The 14,917-nt window shown below is 58.1% G+C and carries 15 protein-coding genes; 1 reads left to right on the plus strand and 14 read right to left on the minus strand.

Annotated features, from left to right (window positions below):
- The first annotated feature begins 72 nt into the window (after positions 1-72).
- The gene (locus NH398_RS11910) at positions 73-1,266 is read left to right on the plus strand and encodes a cation diffusion facilitator family transporter (RefSeq protein ID WP_253018735.1); all 1,194 of its coding nucleotides are present in this window, start codon (positions 73-75) and stop codon (positions 1,264-1,266) included.
- Positions 1,267-1,272: 6 nt separating this feature from the next.
- Here NH398_RS11910 and mgtE read toward each other — a convergent pair whose 3' ends face one another.
- The 14 genes from mgtE to mnmG all read right to left on the minus strand — a co-directional run bounded on the left by mgtE (position 1,273) and on the right by mnmG (position 14,363).
- Positions 1,273-2,655 carry a magnesium transporter gene (mgtE, locus tag NH398_RS11915; protein ID WP_253018736.1) on the minus strand — a complete coding sequence of 461 codons (1,383 nt, stop codon included), beginning with the start codon at positions 2,653-2,655 and terminating at the stop codon, positions 1,273-1,275.
- A gap of 125 nt (positions 2,656-2,780) precedes the next feature.
- Positions 2,781-3,209: a F0F1 ATP synthase subunit epsilon gene (locus NH398_RS11920; RefSeq protein ID WP_044628606.1), complete on the minus strand. Its 429-nt coding sequence runs from the start codon at positions 3,207-3,209 to the stop codon at positions 2,781-2,783.
- Positions 3,210-3,233: 24 nt separating this feature from the next.
- Positions 3,234-4,613, minus strand: coding sequence for a F0F1 ATP synthase subunit beta (gene atpD, locus NH398_RS11925; RefSeq protein WP_044628605.1), 1,380 nt, complete (start codon positions 4,611-4,613; stop codon positions 3,234-3,236).
- Positions 4,614-4,689: 76 nt separating this feature from the next.
- Positions 4,690-5,577, minus strand: coding sequence for a F0F1 ATP synthase subunit gamma (gene atpG, locus NH398_RS11930; protein ID WP_159343638.1), 888 nt, complete (start codon positions 5,575-5,577; stop codon positions 4,690-4,692).
- A 65-nt stretch (positions 5,578-5,642) separates the two neighbouring features.
- A complete protein-coding gene (gene atpA / locus NH398_RS11935) occupies positions 5,643-7,187 on the minus strand; it encodes a F0F1 ATP synthase subunit alpha (protein WP_253018737.1) in 1,545 nt (514 codons plus the stop codon).
- Positions 7,188-7,203: 16 nt separating this feature from the next.
- Positions 7,204-7,737: a F0F1 ATP synthase subunit delta gene (locus tag NH398_RS11940; protein ID WP_253018738.1), complete on the minus strand. Its 534-nt coding sequence runs from the start codon at positions 7,735-7,737 to the stop codon at positions 7,204-7,206.
- 11 nt (positions 7,738-7,748) lie between these two features.
- Positions 7,749-8,219, minus strand: a complete 471-nt coding sequence (locus NH398_RS11945) for a F0F1 ATP synthase subunit B (protein ID WP_044628601.1) — start codon at positions 8,217-8,219, stop codon at positions 7,749-7,751.
- 76 nt (positions 8,220-8,295) lie between these two features.
- Positions 8,296-8,523, minus strand: coding sequence for a F0F1 ATP synthase subunit C (gene atpE / locus NH398_RS11950; protein ID WP_007112217.1), 228 nt, complete (start codon positions 8,521-8,523; stop codon positions 8,296-8,298).
- Positions 8,524-8,588: 65 nt separating this feature from the next.
- Positions 8,589-9,416 carry a F0F1 ATP synthase subunit A gene (atpB, locus tag NH398_RS11955; protein WP_058577370.1) on the minus strand — a complete coding sequence of 276 codons (828 nt, stop codon included), beginning with the start codon at positions 9,414-9,416 and terminating at the stop codon, positions 8,589-8,591.
- Positions 9,417-9,432: 16 nt separating this feature from the next.
- The gene (locus tag NH398_RS11960; RefSeq protein WP_159343641.1) at positions 9,433-9,825 is read right to left on the minus strand and encodes an ATP synthase subunit I; all 393 of its coding nucleotides are present in this window, start codon (positions 9,823-9,825) and stop codon (positions 9,433-9,435) included.
- A 220-nt stretch (positions 9,826-10,045) separates the two neighbouring features.
- Positions 10,046-10,975 carry a ParB/RepB/Spo0J family partition protein gene (locus NH398_RS11965; protein ID WP_159343642.1) on the minus strand — a complete coding sequence of 310 codons (930 nt, stop codon included), beginning with the start codon at positions 10,973-10,975 and terminating at the stop codon, positions 10,046-10,048.
- A gap of 54 nt (positions 10,976-11,029) precedes the next feature.
- Positions 11,030-11,797 (minus strand): ParA family protein, encoded by a 768-nt coding sequence (locus NH398_RS11970; protein ID WP_159343643.1) that lies wholly within the window; start codon positions 11,795-11,797, stop codon positions 11,030-11,032.
- Positions 11,797-12,462: a 16S rRNA (guanine(527)-N(7))-methyltransferase RsmG gene (rsmG, locus tag NH398_RS11975; RefSeq protein ID WP_253018739.1), complete on the minus strand. Its 666-nt coding sequence runs from the start codon at positions 12,460-12,462 to the stop codon at positions 11,797-11,799. Before rsmG ends, NH398_RS11970 begins: the two co-directional genes overlap by 1 nt.
- A complete protein-coding gene (gene mnmG / locus NH398_RS11980) occupies positions 12,459-14,363 on the minus strand; it encodes a tRNA uridine-5-carboxymethylaminomethyl(34) synthesis enzyme MnmG (RefSeq protein ID WP_253018740.1) in 1,905 nt (634 codons plus the stop codon). Before mnmG ends, rsmG begins: the two co-directional genes overlap by 4 nt.
- Positions 14,364-14,917 lie beyond the last annotated feature (554 nt).

Consider the following 14,917-nt stretch of genomic DNA (forward strand, 5'->3'; position numbering starts at 1 on the left):
GGGTATAGAGCTTGCCCGGCGGTAAGCTACAATGGGCGTCTATTGGAAGTGTGCGTCCCTGCAAGGTACCTCATGACTCAGACCGTAGAAACGCCAGTGGTTCCCAACCATGAGCTGGATAGCCAAGAAGCCAAGCGCGTGACCTACATCGGCGCTTGGCTAGACGGTTTACTGAGCGTCATCAAAGTGGCCGTGGGCTTTTTGGTCGGCTCGGCCGCGCTCATTGCTGACGGCATTCACTCGCTCTCCGACCTCGTGACCGACGGGTTCGTACTGGCAGCCATTCATTATGGCCGCCAAGAGCCGGATAACGACCACCACTACGGCCATGGCCGTATCGAAACGCTGACCACGCTGCTACTGGGTAGCGTGCTGATTTTCGTGGCTGGGGGCATTGCCTGGTCGAGCCTCGATCGCCTATTCAGTGGCGCAGAGGTCAACGCGCCTGGACTCATCGCCATCGCCATCACCGTCTTGGCACTGCTCAGCAAAGAGTGGATTTTCCGCTACACCATGCGCGTGGCAAAGCGGGTGAAGTCCAAACTGCTCGAGGCCAACGCTTGGCATTCGCGCAGCGACGCGCTTTCCACGGCGGTGGTGCTGGTCGCACTGGTAGGCGCGCAATTCGGCCTGGGCTGGCTGGACGCCGTCGCCGCGATCATCGTCGGCCTGCTGGTCGGCAAGGTGGGTTGGGATCTGCTGTGGGAATCCGCCCGCGAGCTGGTCGATACGGCTTTGCCAGAAGATATCCAGCAGCAGATGCACGACGTTGCTTGCAGCGTACCGGGGGTCGACAGCGTTCACGATCTGCGCACCCGCCAATCTGCCGGGTGGGTGATGGTGGATCTGCACGTGGTGGTCGGGCCGAAGATCACCGTGTCAGAAGCCCATGAAATCGGCAACGAAGTGAGCCGTCGCCTGCGCCATGAATTTCCTTTATTGACCGACGTGATTTTCCACGTCGACCCGGAAGATGACGCCGGCGAAGGCGACCCCAGCCGCCTGCCCGGCCTGCCGCTGCGCCCGGAAGTGGAAGCGGCGCTGAACGAGCGCTGGTACCGCCACCCGGTGTGGCGCACGCTGAACGAACTACAGCTGCACTACTTGGACGATAAAGTGTCGGTATCGCTGATCATCGGCGATGCCGTTCACCAGCCGCCTCAGTGCCTGGCGAGCCAGCTCAAGGCGCTGGCCAGCGACATCGAGTGGCTGGGCCATGTGGAAGTCATGTTCATCACCCGTGCTGCCAGCAGCGCCATGCGCTAGGTTCGGCTAGGCGCTGGCCAACACGGCGGTGGCAATGCTGAAATAGATCAGCACCCCCGAGGCGTCGATGAGCGTGGTCACCAGCGGCGCAGACGCGGTGGCCGGGTCCACGTTGAAGCGCTCCAGCACGAACGGTAAACACATGCCGATCAAGCTGCCAAACAGCACGATGGTCACCATGCTGAGCGCGACGATGATGGCCACCGCTTCACCGCCGCGCACGATCCCAATCGGGGCAACGGCAATCGCCATGGTCAGCCCTAATGATCCCGCCACCAACAGCTCACGTCCGAGCATCTTGCTCCAATCCTTTACGCCCACATCGCCAGTGGCCATGCCACGCACCATCAGCGTCGCTGCCTGCGCCCCCGCGTTGCCACCGCTGCCAATCAGCAGCGGTAAGAAGAAGACCAGCGCCACTTGCGCGGCGATGATGTCCTCGAAATAGGCAATGCCGGCCCCTGAAAAGAGGTTGGCAAACACTAGCAGGACTAGCCAGAACACCCGCTTGCGATAAAGGCTCCACAGCGGTACCCGGCTCACGCCATCCTCTAACTGCCCGATGGACATGCCCTTGTGGATATCTTCGGTGGCCTCCGATTCGGCGACGTCCATGGCGTCATCGTGGGTGACGATGCCCACCATGCGACCATCGGCATCGATCACCGGCAGCGCCAGCAAATCGTAGCGGGCGACGATTCTGGCCACTTCCTCCTGCGCTTTGTCCACGGGCGTTTTGATCACATCCTTGATCATGATGTCGTCGACCATTGCGCCAGGTCGCGCGACCATCAACTGGCGCAGTGACATGGTGCCGATCAGATGGCCGTCGCTATCCAGGACATAGAGCTGATACACCGTTTCTGCATCCGGGGCGGTCTGGCGAACGCGCATCATCGCTTGTGACACCGTCATGCCACTGGCTATGGCCACATAGTCAGAGGTCATGATGGCGCCAGCGGTGCCCTCTTCATAGCTCGCCAGGCGTTTGAGATCCTCACGCTCTTGGTGCGCCATACGACGCAGCAGCGCTTCGCGGCGATCTTCGCCGAGCAAGTTGAACAAGTCCGCCCGCTCATCGGAGCCCATCTCTTCGAGCAGCTTGAGCACCTGGGTATCGGTCAGCTCTCCCACGACTTCGAGCTGGCTCTCTTTGGGCAGGTAGCCCAGCACGTTGGCCGCACGCTCGGCGGAGAGTATCGCCAACACAGCAAGGGCTGCCGACAGCGCGTCGTCCTCCTCGATCAGCTCTTCCAGCACCTCGCCAATATCCGCCGAGCGAATTTCCGCGAGCCGCTCTGCTAGCCGTGCTTTATTCGGCGCGTCTTGGGTCAGCTCTTCCAGCAGCTCGCTTTTTAGGGCTTGTAAGGCTTCTTCGTTGAGTGCCATCGCCATCTCCTTGTGTGCAGACCAGCGCCATACTGAAATTTGTCTTCTTTACTATCGGACAAAAAAAACGCCCCTTGAGCCCAGTGACGGGCTCAAGAGGCGTTTTAGTCACGCAGCGCGTGTCGTTAGCCTTTACCCGCCTTCTTACGCAACTGCTGAATCGTTCGCAGTTGGGCAACGGCTTCGGCGAGTTCAGCGGCAGCGCGGGTATAATCCAGCTCCGCTGACTTCTCGTTAAAGGCTTTCAGCGCCTGCTGACGCGCTTCTTCAGCAGCGGCCTCGTCGAGGTCGCTGGCACGCGCCGCAGCGTCTGCCAGGATCGTCACGACATCTGGCTGAACTTCCATGAAGCCGCCAGAGACAAAGAAGTTCTCTTCCTTGCCATCATCGTGGATCACGCGGATCGGGCCCGGCTGAAGCTCGGTCAGCAGCGGGGCGTGCCCCGGCAAAATGCCGAGGTCACCCATAATCCCGGAAGCAATCACCTGCTCAACCTTACCTGAGAAGATGGATGCTTCTGCGCTGACGATATTGCAAGTGAAGCTATTCGCCATAGCGAATCCCCCTAATGGACGGGATTACTTCTTCATCTGGTTGGCTTTTTCGACAGCTTCGTCGATGGAGCCGACCATGTAGAAGGCCTGTTCCGGCAGATCGTCGTAGTCACCCGCGAGGATGCCCTGGAAGCCACGGATGGTGTCTTTCAGCGACACGTACTTACCGGGCGAGCCAGTGAATACCTCGGCCACGAAGAACGGCTGCGACAGGAAGCGCTGGATCTTACGCGCACGGGCAACGGCCAGCTTGTCTTCGTCAGACAGCTCGTCCATACCCAGAATCGCGATGATGTCCTTCAGTTCCTTGTAACGCTGCAGAACGTTCTGAACGCCACGGGCAACTTCGTAGTGCTCTTCACCGACGACCAGCGGATCCAGCTGACGCGAGGTGGAGTCCAGCGGGTCGATCGCGGGATAGATACCCAGCTCGGCGATGGAGCGTGCCAGTACCACGGTCGCATCCAGGTGCGAGAAGGTGGTCGCCGGCGACGGGTCGGTCAAGTCATCCGCAGGGACGTAAACGGCCTGTACGGAGGTGATAGAACCGGTTTTCGTGGAGGTGATACGCTCCTGCAGAACGCCCATCTCTTCGGCCAGCGTCGGCTGATAACCTACCGCAGACGGCATACGACCCAGCAGGGCGGATACTTCGGTACCGGCCAGGGTGTAACGGTAGATGTTATCGACGAACAGCAGAACGTCACGGCCTTCATCACGGAATTTCTCAGCGATGGTCAGACCGGTCAGCGCGACGCGCAGACGGTTGCCGGGCGGCTCGTTCATCTGACCATAGACCAGCGCTACCTTGTCGATAACGTTGGATTCGGTCATTTCATGATAGAAGTCGTTACCCTCACGCGTACGCTCACCAACACCGGCGAATACAGAGTAGCCGCTGTGCTCGGTGGCGATGTTGCGGATAAGCTCCATCATGTTAACGGTTTTACCTACACCCGCACCGCCGAACAGACCGACCTTACCGCCTTTCGCGAAGGGGCACACCAGATCGATGACTTTGATACCGGTTTCCAGCAGCTCGTTAGAGGCTGCCTGATCGGCATAGCTCGGGGCCTTGCGGTGGATCGGCATGCGCTCTTGCTCACCGATCGGGCCAGCTTCATCGATCGGCTCGCCGAGCACGTTCATGATGCGACCCAGCGTTTCCTTACCGACCGGTACGGAAATCGCGGCACCTGTGTTGGTTACGTCCAAGCCACGTTTCAAGCCCTCGGTGGAGCCCATGGCAATGGCGCGTACTACGCCGTCGCCCAGCTGCTGCTGGACTTCGAGGATGGTCTCAACGTTGGAGACCTTCAGCGCGTCGTAGACCTTGGGCACAGAGTCCCGCGGAAACTCTACGTCAATCACCGCGCCGATGATTTGTACGATACGTCCGCTCATCTTGGTTCCTCTCAAAAACCTGCAAATGAAACCTGTCTGCCGGGAGCCACCTAAGCGATGGCAGGCTCCCTAGGCGTTATACGGCTGAAGCGCCGCCGACGATCTCGGAAATTTCCTGGGTGATGGCGGCCTGACGGGCCTTGTTGTACACCATCTCCAGATCGTCGATCAGGTTGCCCGCGTTATCAGTGGCACTCTTCATAGCGATCATTCGGGCGGCCTGTTCGCACGCACCGTTTTCGACTACCGCCTGATACACCTGCGATTCGATGAATCGAACCAACAGGCTGTCTAGCAACGCCTTGGCATCCGGTTCATACAGGTAGTCCCAGCTTCCGGGACGGGCGTTTTCTTCGTCATGCTTAGCGTCTGCGCCCATATCGGACGACAGAGGAAGAAGCTGACGCACGACGGGCCGCTGGGTCATGGTGTTCACGAACTCGTTATACACCACGTACAGACGGTCCAAGCGTCCTTCGTCATACGCTTCGAGCATGACCTTGACACTACCGATCAAACCCTCGACGGTCGGTGCTTCCCCTAACCCGCTCTTGGCCGCAATCAAATTGCCGCCGTAGTTGCGGAAGAAAGCGCCGGCTTTCGAACCGAGGGCGCAGAAGTCTAGCTCAGCGCCTTGCTGCTTCCAGGCAACGGCGTCTTTCACCACTGCCTTGAACAGGTTGACGTTCAAGCCGCCACACAGGCCGCGGTCGGTGGAGACCACAATGTAACCAACGCGCTTCACCTCGCTACGCTCGACCATGTAGTCGTGCTTGTACTCGGGGTTTGCGTCGGCAATGTGGCCTACCACGTTACGAATCTGCTTGGCGTACGGCTGGCCAGCCTTCATCAGATCTTGCGCTTTACGCATTTTCGATGCAGCCACCATTTCCATGGCGCTGGTAATCTTCTGCGTATTTTTAATGCTCCCGATCTGGGTGCGTATCTCTTTTGCAGCTGCCATAGCGATCTACCTTTCGTTCGTGGCTCTCAGAAAGCATGCAAGCCCGCCCGCAGGCGGGCCGGACATTACCAGCTCTGAGTCGCCTTGAACTTCTCGAGACCTGACTTCAAGCCGTCCTGAATCTCGCCGCTGTAGTCGCCGGTCTGGTTGATCTTGTCGAGCAGCTCGCTGTGCTCGGACTTCATGTAGTCGTGCAGGGCACGTTCGAAGTCCAGCACCTTGTCGACGCTCACGTCATCCAGGTGACCTTCGTTAGCGGCGTACAGCGACAGCGCCATTTCTGCAACTGACATCGGCGAGTACTGCTTCTGCTTCATCAGTTCGGTAACGCGTTGACCGTGCTCGAGCTGCTTGCGGGTCGCTTCATCCAGGTCAGAAGCAAACTGCGAGAATGCCGCCAGTTCGCGGTACTGAGCCAGAGCCAGACGCACACCGCCACCCAGCTTCTTGATGATCTTGGTCTGCGCAGCACCACCTACACGAGAAACCGAGAGACCTGCGTTGATCGCCGGACGGATACCGGAGTTGAACAGGTTGGTTTCCAGGAAGATCTGACCATCGGTGATGGAGATAACGTTGGTCGGAACGAACGCCGATACGTCACCACCTTGCGTTTCGATGATCGGCAGTGCGGTCAAGGAACCGGTTTTGCCCTTCACTTCGCCGTTGGTGAACTTCTCGACGTAGTCGGCGTTGACGCGCGCAGCGCGCTCCAGCAGACGTGAGTGGAGATAGAACACGTCACCCGGGTAAGCTTCACGGCCCGGCGGACGACGCAGCAGCAGCGATACCTGACGGTAGGCAACGGCCTGCTTGGAGAGATCGTCATACACGATCAGCGCGTCTTCACCGCGGTCACGGAAGTACTCGCCCATGGTGCAGCCAGAGTAAGCGGCCAGGAACTGCATCGGTGCAGGGTCGGCAGCGCCAGCAGCCACGACGATGGTGTGTTCCATCGCGCCGTGCTCTTCAAGCTTGCGCACCACGTTGGCAATGGTCGACTGCTTCTGACCGATGGCGACGTAGACACAGGTCACGCCTTTGCCTTTCTGGTTGATGATCGCATCGATGGCAATGGCAGATTTACCAATCTGACGGTCACCGATGATCAGCTCACGCTGACCACGACCGATTGGCACCATGGCGTCGATGGATTTCAGACCGGTTTGGATCGGCTCGTCAACGGACTGACGGGTAATAACGCCAGGCGCTACTTTTTCTACCGCGTCGGTCAGTTTGGCGTTGATGTCGCCTTTGCCGTCGATGGGGTTACCCAGCGCATCGACCACACGACCCACCAGCTCGGGGCCTACCGGCACTTCCAGAATGCGACCGGTGCACTGGGCGGTCATGCCTTCTTCGAGCTGCAGGTAGTCACCCAGGACAACGGCACCGACGGAGTCACGCTCCAGGTTCAGTACCATGCCGAAGATGCTGTTGGGGAATTCGATCATTTCACCAAACATCGCGTCTTCGAGGCCGTGAATTTTCACGATACCGTCGGAAACGCTGACGATGGTGCCCTGATTACGGGCTTCGGATGCGACGTCAAGCTTCTCGATTCGCTGCTTGATGATGTCGCTGATCTCGGAAGGATTCAGTTGCTGCATGCCATGTCCCTCAGACTCAAGCGGTCAGCGCTTCGGAAAGTCGGTTCAATCGACCACGCACCGAGCCGTCAATGACGGTATCGCCGGCACGCAGGATGACACCGCCAATCAGCGCCTTGTCCACCTGAGTAGTAATGGAGATTTCGCGATTCAGACGTTTCTTGAGCGCGTTTGCTAGCTTGGTCTGCTGTTGGTTGTCCAGCTCGTAGGCGGACGTGACCAATACCTCGACCCGCTGCTCATGATCGGCACGCAGGTGCTCGAACTGTTCAGCGATGAAGGGCAGAGCCATCAGACGACCTTGGTCGGCCAGGGTATCCAAAAAGCGCGACACGTCGGTGCTCTGCTCCGGCAACATATCGGAGAGCAGGGCGACCTTTTTGTCGTTCTCGAGCTTTGGACTGCCCAGCAAGCGACGTACATCGCTGTTGGCAACCGCTGCGCTTAAAAAACCCAGCGCTTTGGACCAGCTATCAAGCGCCTCATGATCACGCGCGTATTCAAACGCCGCCTTAGCGTAAGGACGAGCGACGGTAAGTAATTCCGCCATGGGTCACCTCCTTACAGTTCAGCAGCAAGCTCATCAAGTAACTTGCGATGTGCTTTCTCGTCGACCGAAGCTTCGAGGACACGCTCGGCACCTAGGATGGCGAGGTGAGAAACCTGGGCACGAAGCTCGTCTTTTGCACGATTCACTTCTTGCTCAATTTCGGAACGAGCGCTTGCCATCAGGCGTTCGCCTTCAGCGCGAGCCTGTTCGCGTGCTTCTTCGATCATTTGAGCAGAGCGCTTGTTGGCTTGCTCGAGAATTTGAGAAGCCTGCTCCTTGCTTTCACGCAGCGTTTGCTCGGCACGCTCTTGAGCTAGCTCAAGGTCGCGCGTCGCACGGCTGGCTGCGTCCAAGCCATCAGCAATTTTCTTCTGACGCTCGTGAAGCGCGTTGCTGATCGGAGGCCACACATACTTTATGCAAAACCAGACAAAGATCGCGAAGGCGATCGTCTGCCCGATAAGCGTCATGTTGATATTCACAGGGATGTACCTCTGACAAGTTCGTGGCGACCGGAGTGAAACAAAACCGAGCGGATGGCCGCTCGGTCAAGCTGCATTAACCGGCGACAACGAAGATCAGGTACATCGCGATACCAACACCGATCATCGGAACGGCGTCCAGCAGACCGGCCATGATGAAGGTTTTGGTTTGCAGCTGGTCACCCAGTTCCGGCTGACGCGCAGTCGACTCAAGCAGTTTGCCGCCCAACAGAGCGAAGCCAATGCCGGTAGCCAGTGCGCCCAGACCGATGATGATGGCAGCTGAGAGATAAACCATTTCCATGATGTTGCTCCTGAGTTTAAGTTTTGGTTAAGGGTTGAGGGTTAATGAAAACGTCGTTGCTTGGTTTAGTGGTGTTCGTGCGCCGCGCTGAGGTAAACCACCGACAGCGTGGTGAAAATAAAGGCCTGCAGCGTTACCACGAGGATGTGGAAGATGGCCCATGGCACGTCCAACAGCCAGATTGCCCAGAACGGCAGTAGCGCAATCAGGATAAAGATAACTTCACCGGCAAACATGTTACCGAACAGACGCAGGCCGAGACCCAGCGGCTTCACCAGCAGGCCGATCACTTCAAGTACCAGGTTGAAGGGAATCAGCGCCCAGTGATTGAACGGCGTCAGTGACAGCTCTTTGGCGAAACCACCGGCACCTTTGACTTTGATGCTGTAGTAGATGATCAAACAGAACACGCCTAGCGCCATACCCAGCGTGGCATTCGGATCCGTCGTCGGTACGATTTTCATGTACTCAACGCCCAGACGCTTGAAGAGCTCGGGACCATAGTCGACCGGGATGATCTTCAGCGTGTTCATGAGCAGAATCCACACGAACAGCGTCAGCGCCAGAGGAGCAATGATGGGGTTGCGGCCATGGAACGTGGCCCGTGTGAGGTTTTCGATGAACTCAACGACCATCTCAACGGCATTTTGCAGACCGCTGGGAACGCCGGTGGTCGCCGCTTTACCGGCTTTACGGAAAATCCAGATGAACAGAAGGCCCATGGCGATGGACCAGCCCATGGTGTCCAGGTGAATGGCCCAAAAGCCCATTTCACGAGCTTCTTCGGCGGAGTGCGCCAGCGACCAGCCATTCTCTGGGTGTTTACCAAAGGTCAGGTTCTGCAAGTGGTGCTGGATATAGTAAGTCGACGAGACTTCGTTTCCTGCGGCCATAGACATGTCACCTCAATCAGTTGTGCGATTTTCCAGGCATTAACCAAGGCGCAAGCCAATGCGTTAGAACAACCGCAACATAAGCACTAAAAAAGAAAGCGGGGTTTGAGGGGGGCACTACCACGAACACCAGTGCAAACAGCGCCACCGTCAAACCAAACTTGCCTGCTTCGGCGCGAAACAGGTCCATCGCAACCGATCCCCGGCGCGTATTACGAAAAATTCCCAACCGCTGTATGAAGAAAGCGTGCGGTAGCAGAGCTACCAGGGCTCCCGTGATGACCGATACGACTCCAGACACCTGAGCAGCGAAGTAAGCGAGCAGCGCACCGAAGAGCATGACCACGAGCTGGGCGCAGATAAGCCGGACAACGTAGGCTCGCCGACGCTGGGTTTCAATTCGCTGCATATGCATTCAACATCGTGCCTGTTGGCACGTGATTCCTCAGCGCGTTAGACAGGCTGCTGGGGATACGCCTTTCGACACACCTGTCAGCAACCTGCACAAATCTTGCGCGATTATAGGGAAGCGCTATCACACCTTCAACCGAAGTTGCACGGATTTCGCGCGTTTCAGCGCCGACTTGCGACCAAAGGGTGAAAAACTGACCGTATCTTTCATTAGCCTGCTATTTAATGTGCGACAGGATGCCGTCCAATTCTTCGAGACTGGTGTAGCGGATGGTGACCTTCCCCTTGCCTTTTTGGCCATGATCGATCGACACCGGCGCGCCCAGCAGTTCACCTAAATGTGTCTCGAGTCGGGCGACATCCGGCGTTTTGGGCGATTGTTTGGTGGGGGCAACAGGCGCCTGTTGCGTTTGTACCTTTTTCACCAACGCCTCGGTGTCGCGTACGGTGAGGTCTTTATTGACCACTTCATGGGCGACCTGGCGCTGTTGGGCGCTGGTGAGCGATAGCAGCGCTCGGGCGTGGCCCATATCGAGATCTCCTCGCTCCAGCAGCGTCTGCACTTCCGGGTCGAGGGCAAGCAGGCGCAGAAGATTGGCGACCTGAGTGCGGGATTTCCCCACCGCGTCGGCGATCTGCTGCTGCGTCAGCTCGAACTCCTCGCCCAGGCGCTTCAAGGCCAGCGCCTCTTCGATCGCGTTGAGGTTTTCCCGCTGAATGTTCTCGATCAGCGCCAGCGCCAGCGCTACCTCATCGCTGACGTAGCGGATCACGGCAGGAATGACGTCAAGCTCGGCCAGCTGTGCCGCGCGCCAGCGGCGCTCACCGGCAATGATTTCGTAACGGTCGTTGCCAATGGGACGCACGACGATGGGCTGCATCACCCCTTGGGCGCGAATGGAGTCGGCAAGCTCTTCCAACGCTTCAGGCTGAATGTCCCGACGCGGCTGATACTTGCCCCGCGTCAGTTGCCCAAGCGGCAGGCGTTCTAAGCGTTCGGCGGTTGCATCATCCGGCATGCCCTCGGGCAGCGGCGTCTCTGCATTCTCCAGCGTCGTTCCGCCGGTGAGATCCAAACTGTCACGACGACGGGCGCCCGCACCAATCAGGGCATCCAGGCCACGTCCTAGCGCGCGTTTACGCGTCATTCGCTTTCCCTCGTACTGTTTCGTTACGTACTTTGAACGCCATGGCAGCCACCGTTACAACGACAGGCGCCGAATCATCTCTTTGGCCAGCACGCGATAGGCCTGGCTGCCCCGCGAAAAACGGGCATATTGGGTCACAGGAACGCCATGGCTCGGCGCTTCAGCGACTTTGACGTTGCGCGGAATGGTCGTTTTGAGCAGCGCGTCGCCAAAGAAGTCGCGCAGCTGCTTGTCCACTTCCCGAGTAAGGCTGGTGCGTTTGTCGTACATGGTGCGCAGAATGCCGGAGACGGCAAGCTCAGGATTCACGCTCTGCTTGATCTGCTCCACGGTATCCAACAATGCCGAGAGGCCTTCCAACGCATAAAACTCGCACTGCAGCGGAATCAGTACGCCGTGGGCTGCCGTCAGGGCATTCACGGTCAGCATATTCAGCGACGGCGGGCAGTCGATCAGCACCACGTCGTAATCGTCGGCGACGCTGGCAAGGGCCAACGACAGCCGGCTTTGGCGCTGTTCGCTATCCAGTAGCTCCACTTCCGCCGCGGTCAGATCACCGTTACCGGGCAGCACATCGTAGTGCACCGGCAGCCCGCGCACGATGACGTCCCGGGCGGTGGCTTCACCAAGCAGCACGTCGAGTACGCTTTTCTCGAGGTCGTACTTGTCGATCCCGCTGCCCATGCTGGCATGCCCTTGGGGGTCGAGATCCACCAGCAGCACGCGGCGATCCAGAGCCGCTAGGCTCGCGGCCAGATTAACGGCTGAAGTGGTCTTGCCCACGCCGCCTTTTTGGTTGGTCAGGGCAATGATCTGGCTCACTACTCAACTCCTTTTGGGGTCAGGATCAACAGCTGCCGCTCGGCGGTTTCGAAGGGTACATTCAACAGGTGGCGCTCACTCAGTGCAATGCCTTCGGGCAACTCACGCAGCTCGTCATCGGCACCGGGTCCTTTCATCGCTAACCACTGGCCGTGGGCGGCGGGCAGCGCGCGGGTCAACGTCACGAAGTCGACCAAGCTAGCAAACGCCCGTGAGATGACTTGATCGAACGACTGCCCGGCGAACTGCTCGACGCGGGCTTGGGTCGGGGTCACGTTGGTCAGCGACAGTTCCATCACTGCTTGGCGCTGAAAACGTACTTTTTTGCCATTGCTATCCAACAGCGTGACCTGCAGCTCGGGATTCAGAATGGCCAATACCAACCCCGGCAGTCCTGGCCCCGCGCCCACGTCGAGAAGCGCTGGGCCATGAACGTAGGGCGCCACGGCGGCGCTATCCAGCACATGGCGCGAGACCATCTCTTCGACATCGCGCACTGCGGTGAGGTTATAAGCCCGATTCCACTTGTGCAACAGCGCCAGTAGCCCGAGCAGCTGCTTTCGCTGTGCTGCCGTCACGGATACGCCCAAATCGGCCAGTCCTTGATCCAACTTGGGCGCTACGGGGGTGGGCAACAGATCGATCAATGGCTGTAGTGCGCTCATCCGTTGGCGACCTCGGTATGGCTGACCAAGCGGCGCTTTTTCAGGTGAATCAGCAGAATCGATACTGCCGCTGGCGTCACACCGGAAATACGCGCGGCTTGCGCGAGGGTTTCCGGACGCGCTGCGCTGAGCTTCTGGCGAATCTCATGGGACAGCCCTTCCACCTTCTGATAATCCAGCTCGGCGGGCAGTGGGGTCGCTTCATGGCGCTTTAGCTTATCGATCTCATCCTGCTGACGGTCGATATAGCCTTGATATTTGGCTTGAATTTGCACCTGTTCGGCGACCGCGTCGTCGTCGATACCGCCGTGTTCCATGCCGGGTAACGCTGCGATATCGGCATAGGTCAGTTCGGGGCGCTTTAGCAAATCACTCAGGCTGTACTCACGCGGCAGTGGTTTACCGGTCTTTTCGGCAATCTTTGCGGCTGCCGGGCTGTTGGGCTGCACCCAAGCAGTGGCCAGGCGCGCCGTTTCGCGTTCGATGGCGTCACGCTTTTGGCTGAAGGCTGCCCAACGGGCGTCGTCGACGAGACCCAGCTCGCGGCCCTTTTCGGTTAGACGCAGATCGGCATTGTCTTCGCGCAGTAGCAGACGGTACTCCGCACGGGACGTGAACATACGATAGGGCTCTTTGGTGCCCATAGTGATCAAGTCGTCTACCAGTACGCCCAAGTAAGCCTCATCGCGACGTGGATACCACGCCTCGAGTTGCTTGGCGCGGCGAGCGGCGTTCAGGCCCGCTAGTAGCCCTTGGGCACCCGCTTCTTCGTAACCGGTCGTGCCGTTGATCTGTCCGGCAAAAAACAGGTTGTGGATAAATTTCGTTTCCAGCGAGTGTTTCAAATCCCGTGGATCGAAGAAATCGTACTCAATGGCGTAGCCAGGACGCGTGATGTGCGCGTTTTCTAACCCTTTGATCGAGCGCACCACCTGCAGCTGCACATCAAATGGCAGTGAGGTCGAGATGCCGTTGGGGTAGAGCTCGTGGGTATCCAGGCCTTCCGGTTCGATGAATACCTGGTGGCTCGATTTGTCGGCAAAGCGGTGCACTTTGTCTTCAATCGAGGGGCAGTAGCGCGGGCCGATCCCTTCGATTACGCCGGAGTACATTGGCGAGCGATCTAGGTTACCCAGGATGATCTCGTGGGTACGCTCGTTGGTGTGCGCGATATGGCAGCTCACCTGCTGGGGGTGCATTTCCCGCGAGCCGAGATAAGACATCACTGGCGTTGGCGTATCGCCCGGCTGCTCTTCCAACTGCGAAAAATCGACGGTCTTGGCGTCGATACGCGGCGGCGTGCCGGTTTTGAGCCGGTCAACGTGAAACGGCAACGCACGTAGACGTTCCGCTAACGCGTTGGAGGGCGGATCACCCGCTCGGCCGCCTCGGCTTTGATCCAACCCGATGTGGATCACCCCACCTAGGAAGGTGCCGGTCGAGAGCACGACGGACTCCGCGTGAAAGCGAATGCCGGTTTCAGTCACGACGCCGCGTACGGTGTCGTTATCCACAATGAGATCGCCAGCCGCCTGCTGAAAAATCGTCAGGTTGGGCTGGTTTTCCAACATGCCGCGAATGGCGGCTTTGTAGCGAATGCGATCGGCTTGAGCACGAGTTGCGCGTACTGCGGGCCCTTTACGTGCGTTGAGCACGCGAAATTGGATGCCGCCTAAATCCGTGGCTAGCCCCATTGCACCGCCGAGTGCATCGATCTCTTTCACCAAATGGCTCTTGCCAATGCCGCCGATGGCGGGATTGCACGACATTTGGCCGAGCGTCTCGATGTTGTGGGTGAGCAATAGGGTTTGACAGCCCATACGAGCAGAGGCCAGTGCGGCTTCAGTTCCCGCATGGCCACCGCCGATGACAATCACGTCAAAGCGGTCGGGGTAGTTCAAGAGACACCTCGTCTTGCGCCTGTTGGCACGGATGATGTGGTCAGCGATTCAGCGCTGTTGGAATAAGCCCGCCAGTATAAACCTCCTGTGGGTAACCGTCAGGTTTTTCCACACCCCAATCTAAGGGTTCAGTCTTTATTAATAACAAAATAAAAATAAATAAGAGAAGTTCTGTTGATGTAGTAACTAATGGTGTGGACAAAATCTGTTGATAAGTGAGTATATCTTATATTTATCAATATCTTACATTGTTGAGCTTTACGTGATTAAAGCGCGGAGTCCCTGCGTAGAAGCGGTGATGGAGCTGTGGATGAAACGTCGACTTACCCACAGCGCTGCCTGACAACGGGTTATCCACCTATGAATACCGCGCTTGTTACCGCACCTGTGAACAAGTGCGTTGGCATTACCGTCGTGCTTGGAGAAGTGCACATGCTGGGGGCTGTGGCGATATAGCGGGGTGTGTGTAAAAAATAGTATCCACAGGCAAAAAAATGGCCTGTCAGGAAGACAAGCCATCGGGTGAGTCGCTTTTTATGCTTTTTTTGCCCTGA

The sequence above is a fragment of the Halomonas sp. CnH100-B genome, from assembly GCF_024124605.1.
Lineage (GTDB): Bacteria > Pseudomonadota > Gammaproteobacteria > Pseudomonadales > Halomonadaceae > Vreelandella.

Coding starts and splice junctions, on each gene's coding strand:
- NH398_RS11910 (WP_253018735.1), top strand. CDS start 73: ATGACTCAGACCGTAGAAACGCCAGTGGTTCCCAACCATGAGCTGGAT.
- mgtE (WP_253018736.1), bottom strand. CDS start 2,655: ATGGCACTCAACGAAGAAGCCTTACAAGCCCTAAAAAGCGAGCTGCTG.
- NH398_RS11920 (WP_044628606.1), bottom strand. CDS start 3,209: ATGGCGAATAGCTTCACTTGCAATATCGTCAGCGCAGAAGCATCCATC.
- atpD (WP_044628605.1), bottom strand. CDS start 4,613: ATGAGCGGACGTATCGTACAAATCATCGGCGCGGTGATTGACGTAGAG.
- atpG (WP_159343638.1), bottom strand. CDS start 5,577: ATGGCAGCTGCAAAAGAGATACGCACCCAGATCGGGAGCATTAAAAAT.
- atpA (WP_253018737.1), bottom strand. CDS start 7,187: ATGCAGCAACTGAATCCTTCCGAGATCAGCGACATCATCAAGCAGCGA.
- NH398_RS11940 (WP_253018738.1), bottom strand. CDS start 7,737: ATGGCGGAATTACTTACCGTCGCTCGTCCTTACGCTAAGGCGGCGTTT.
- atpE (WP_007112217.1), bottom strand. CDS start 8,523: ATGGAAATGGTTTATCTCTCAGCTGCCATCATCATCGGTCTGGGCGCA.
- atpB (WP_058577370.1), bottom strand. CDS start 9,416: ATGGCCGCAGGAAACGAAGTCTCGTCGACTTACTATATCCAGCACCAC.
- NH398_RS11960 (WP_159343641.1), bottom strand. CDS start 9,825: ATGCAGCGAATTGAAACCCAGCGTCGGCGAGCCTACGTTGTCCGGCTT.
- NH398_RS11965 (WP_159343642.1), bottom strand. CDS start 10,975: ATGACGCGTAAACGCGCGCTAGGACGTGGCCTGGATGCCCTGATTGGT.
- rsmG (WP_253018739.1), bottom strand. CDS start 12,462: ATGAGCGCACTACAGCCATTGATCGATCTGTTGCCCACCCCCGTAGCG.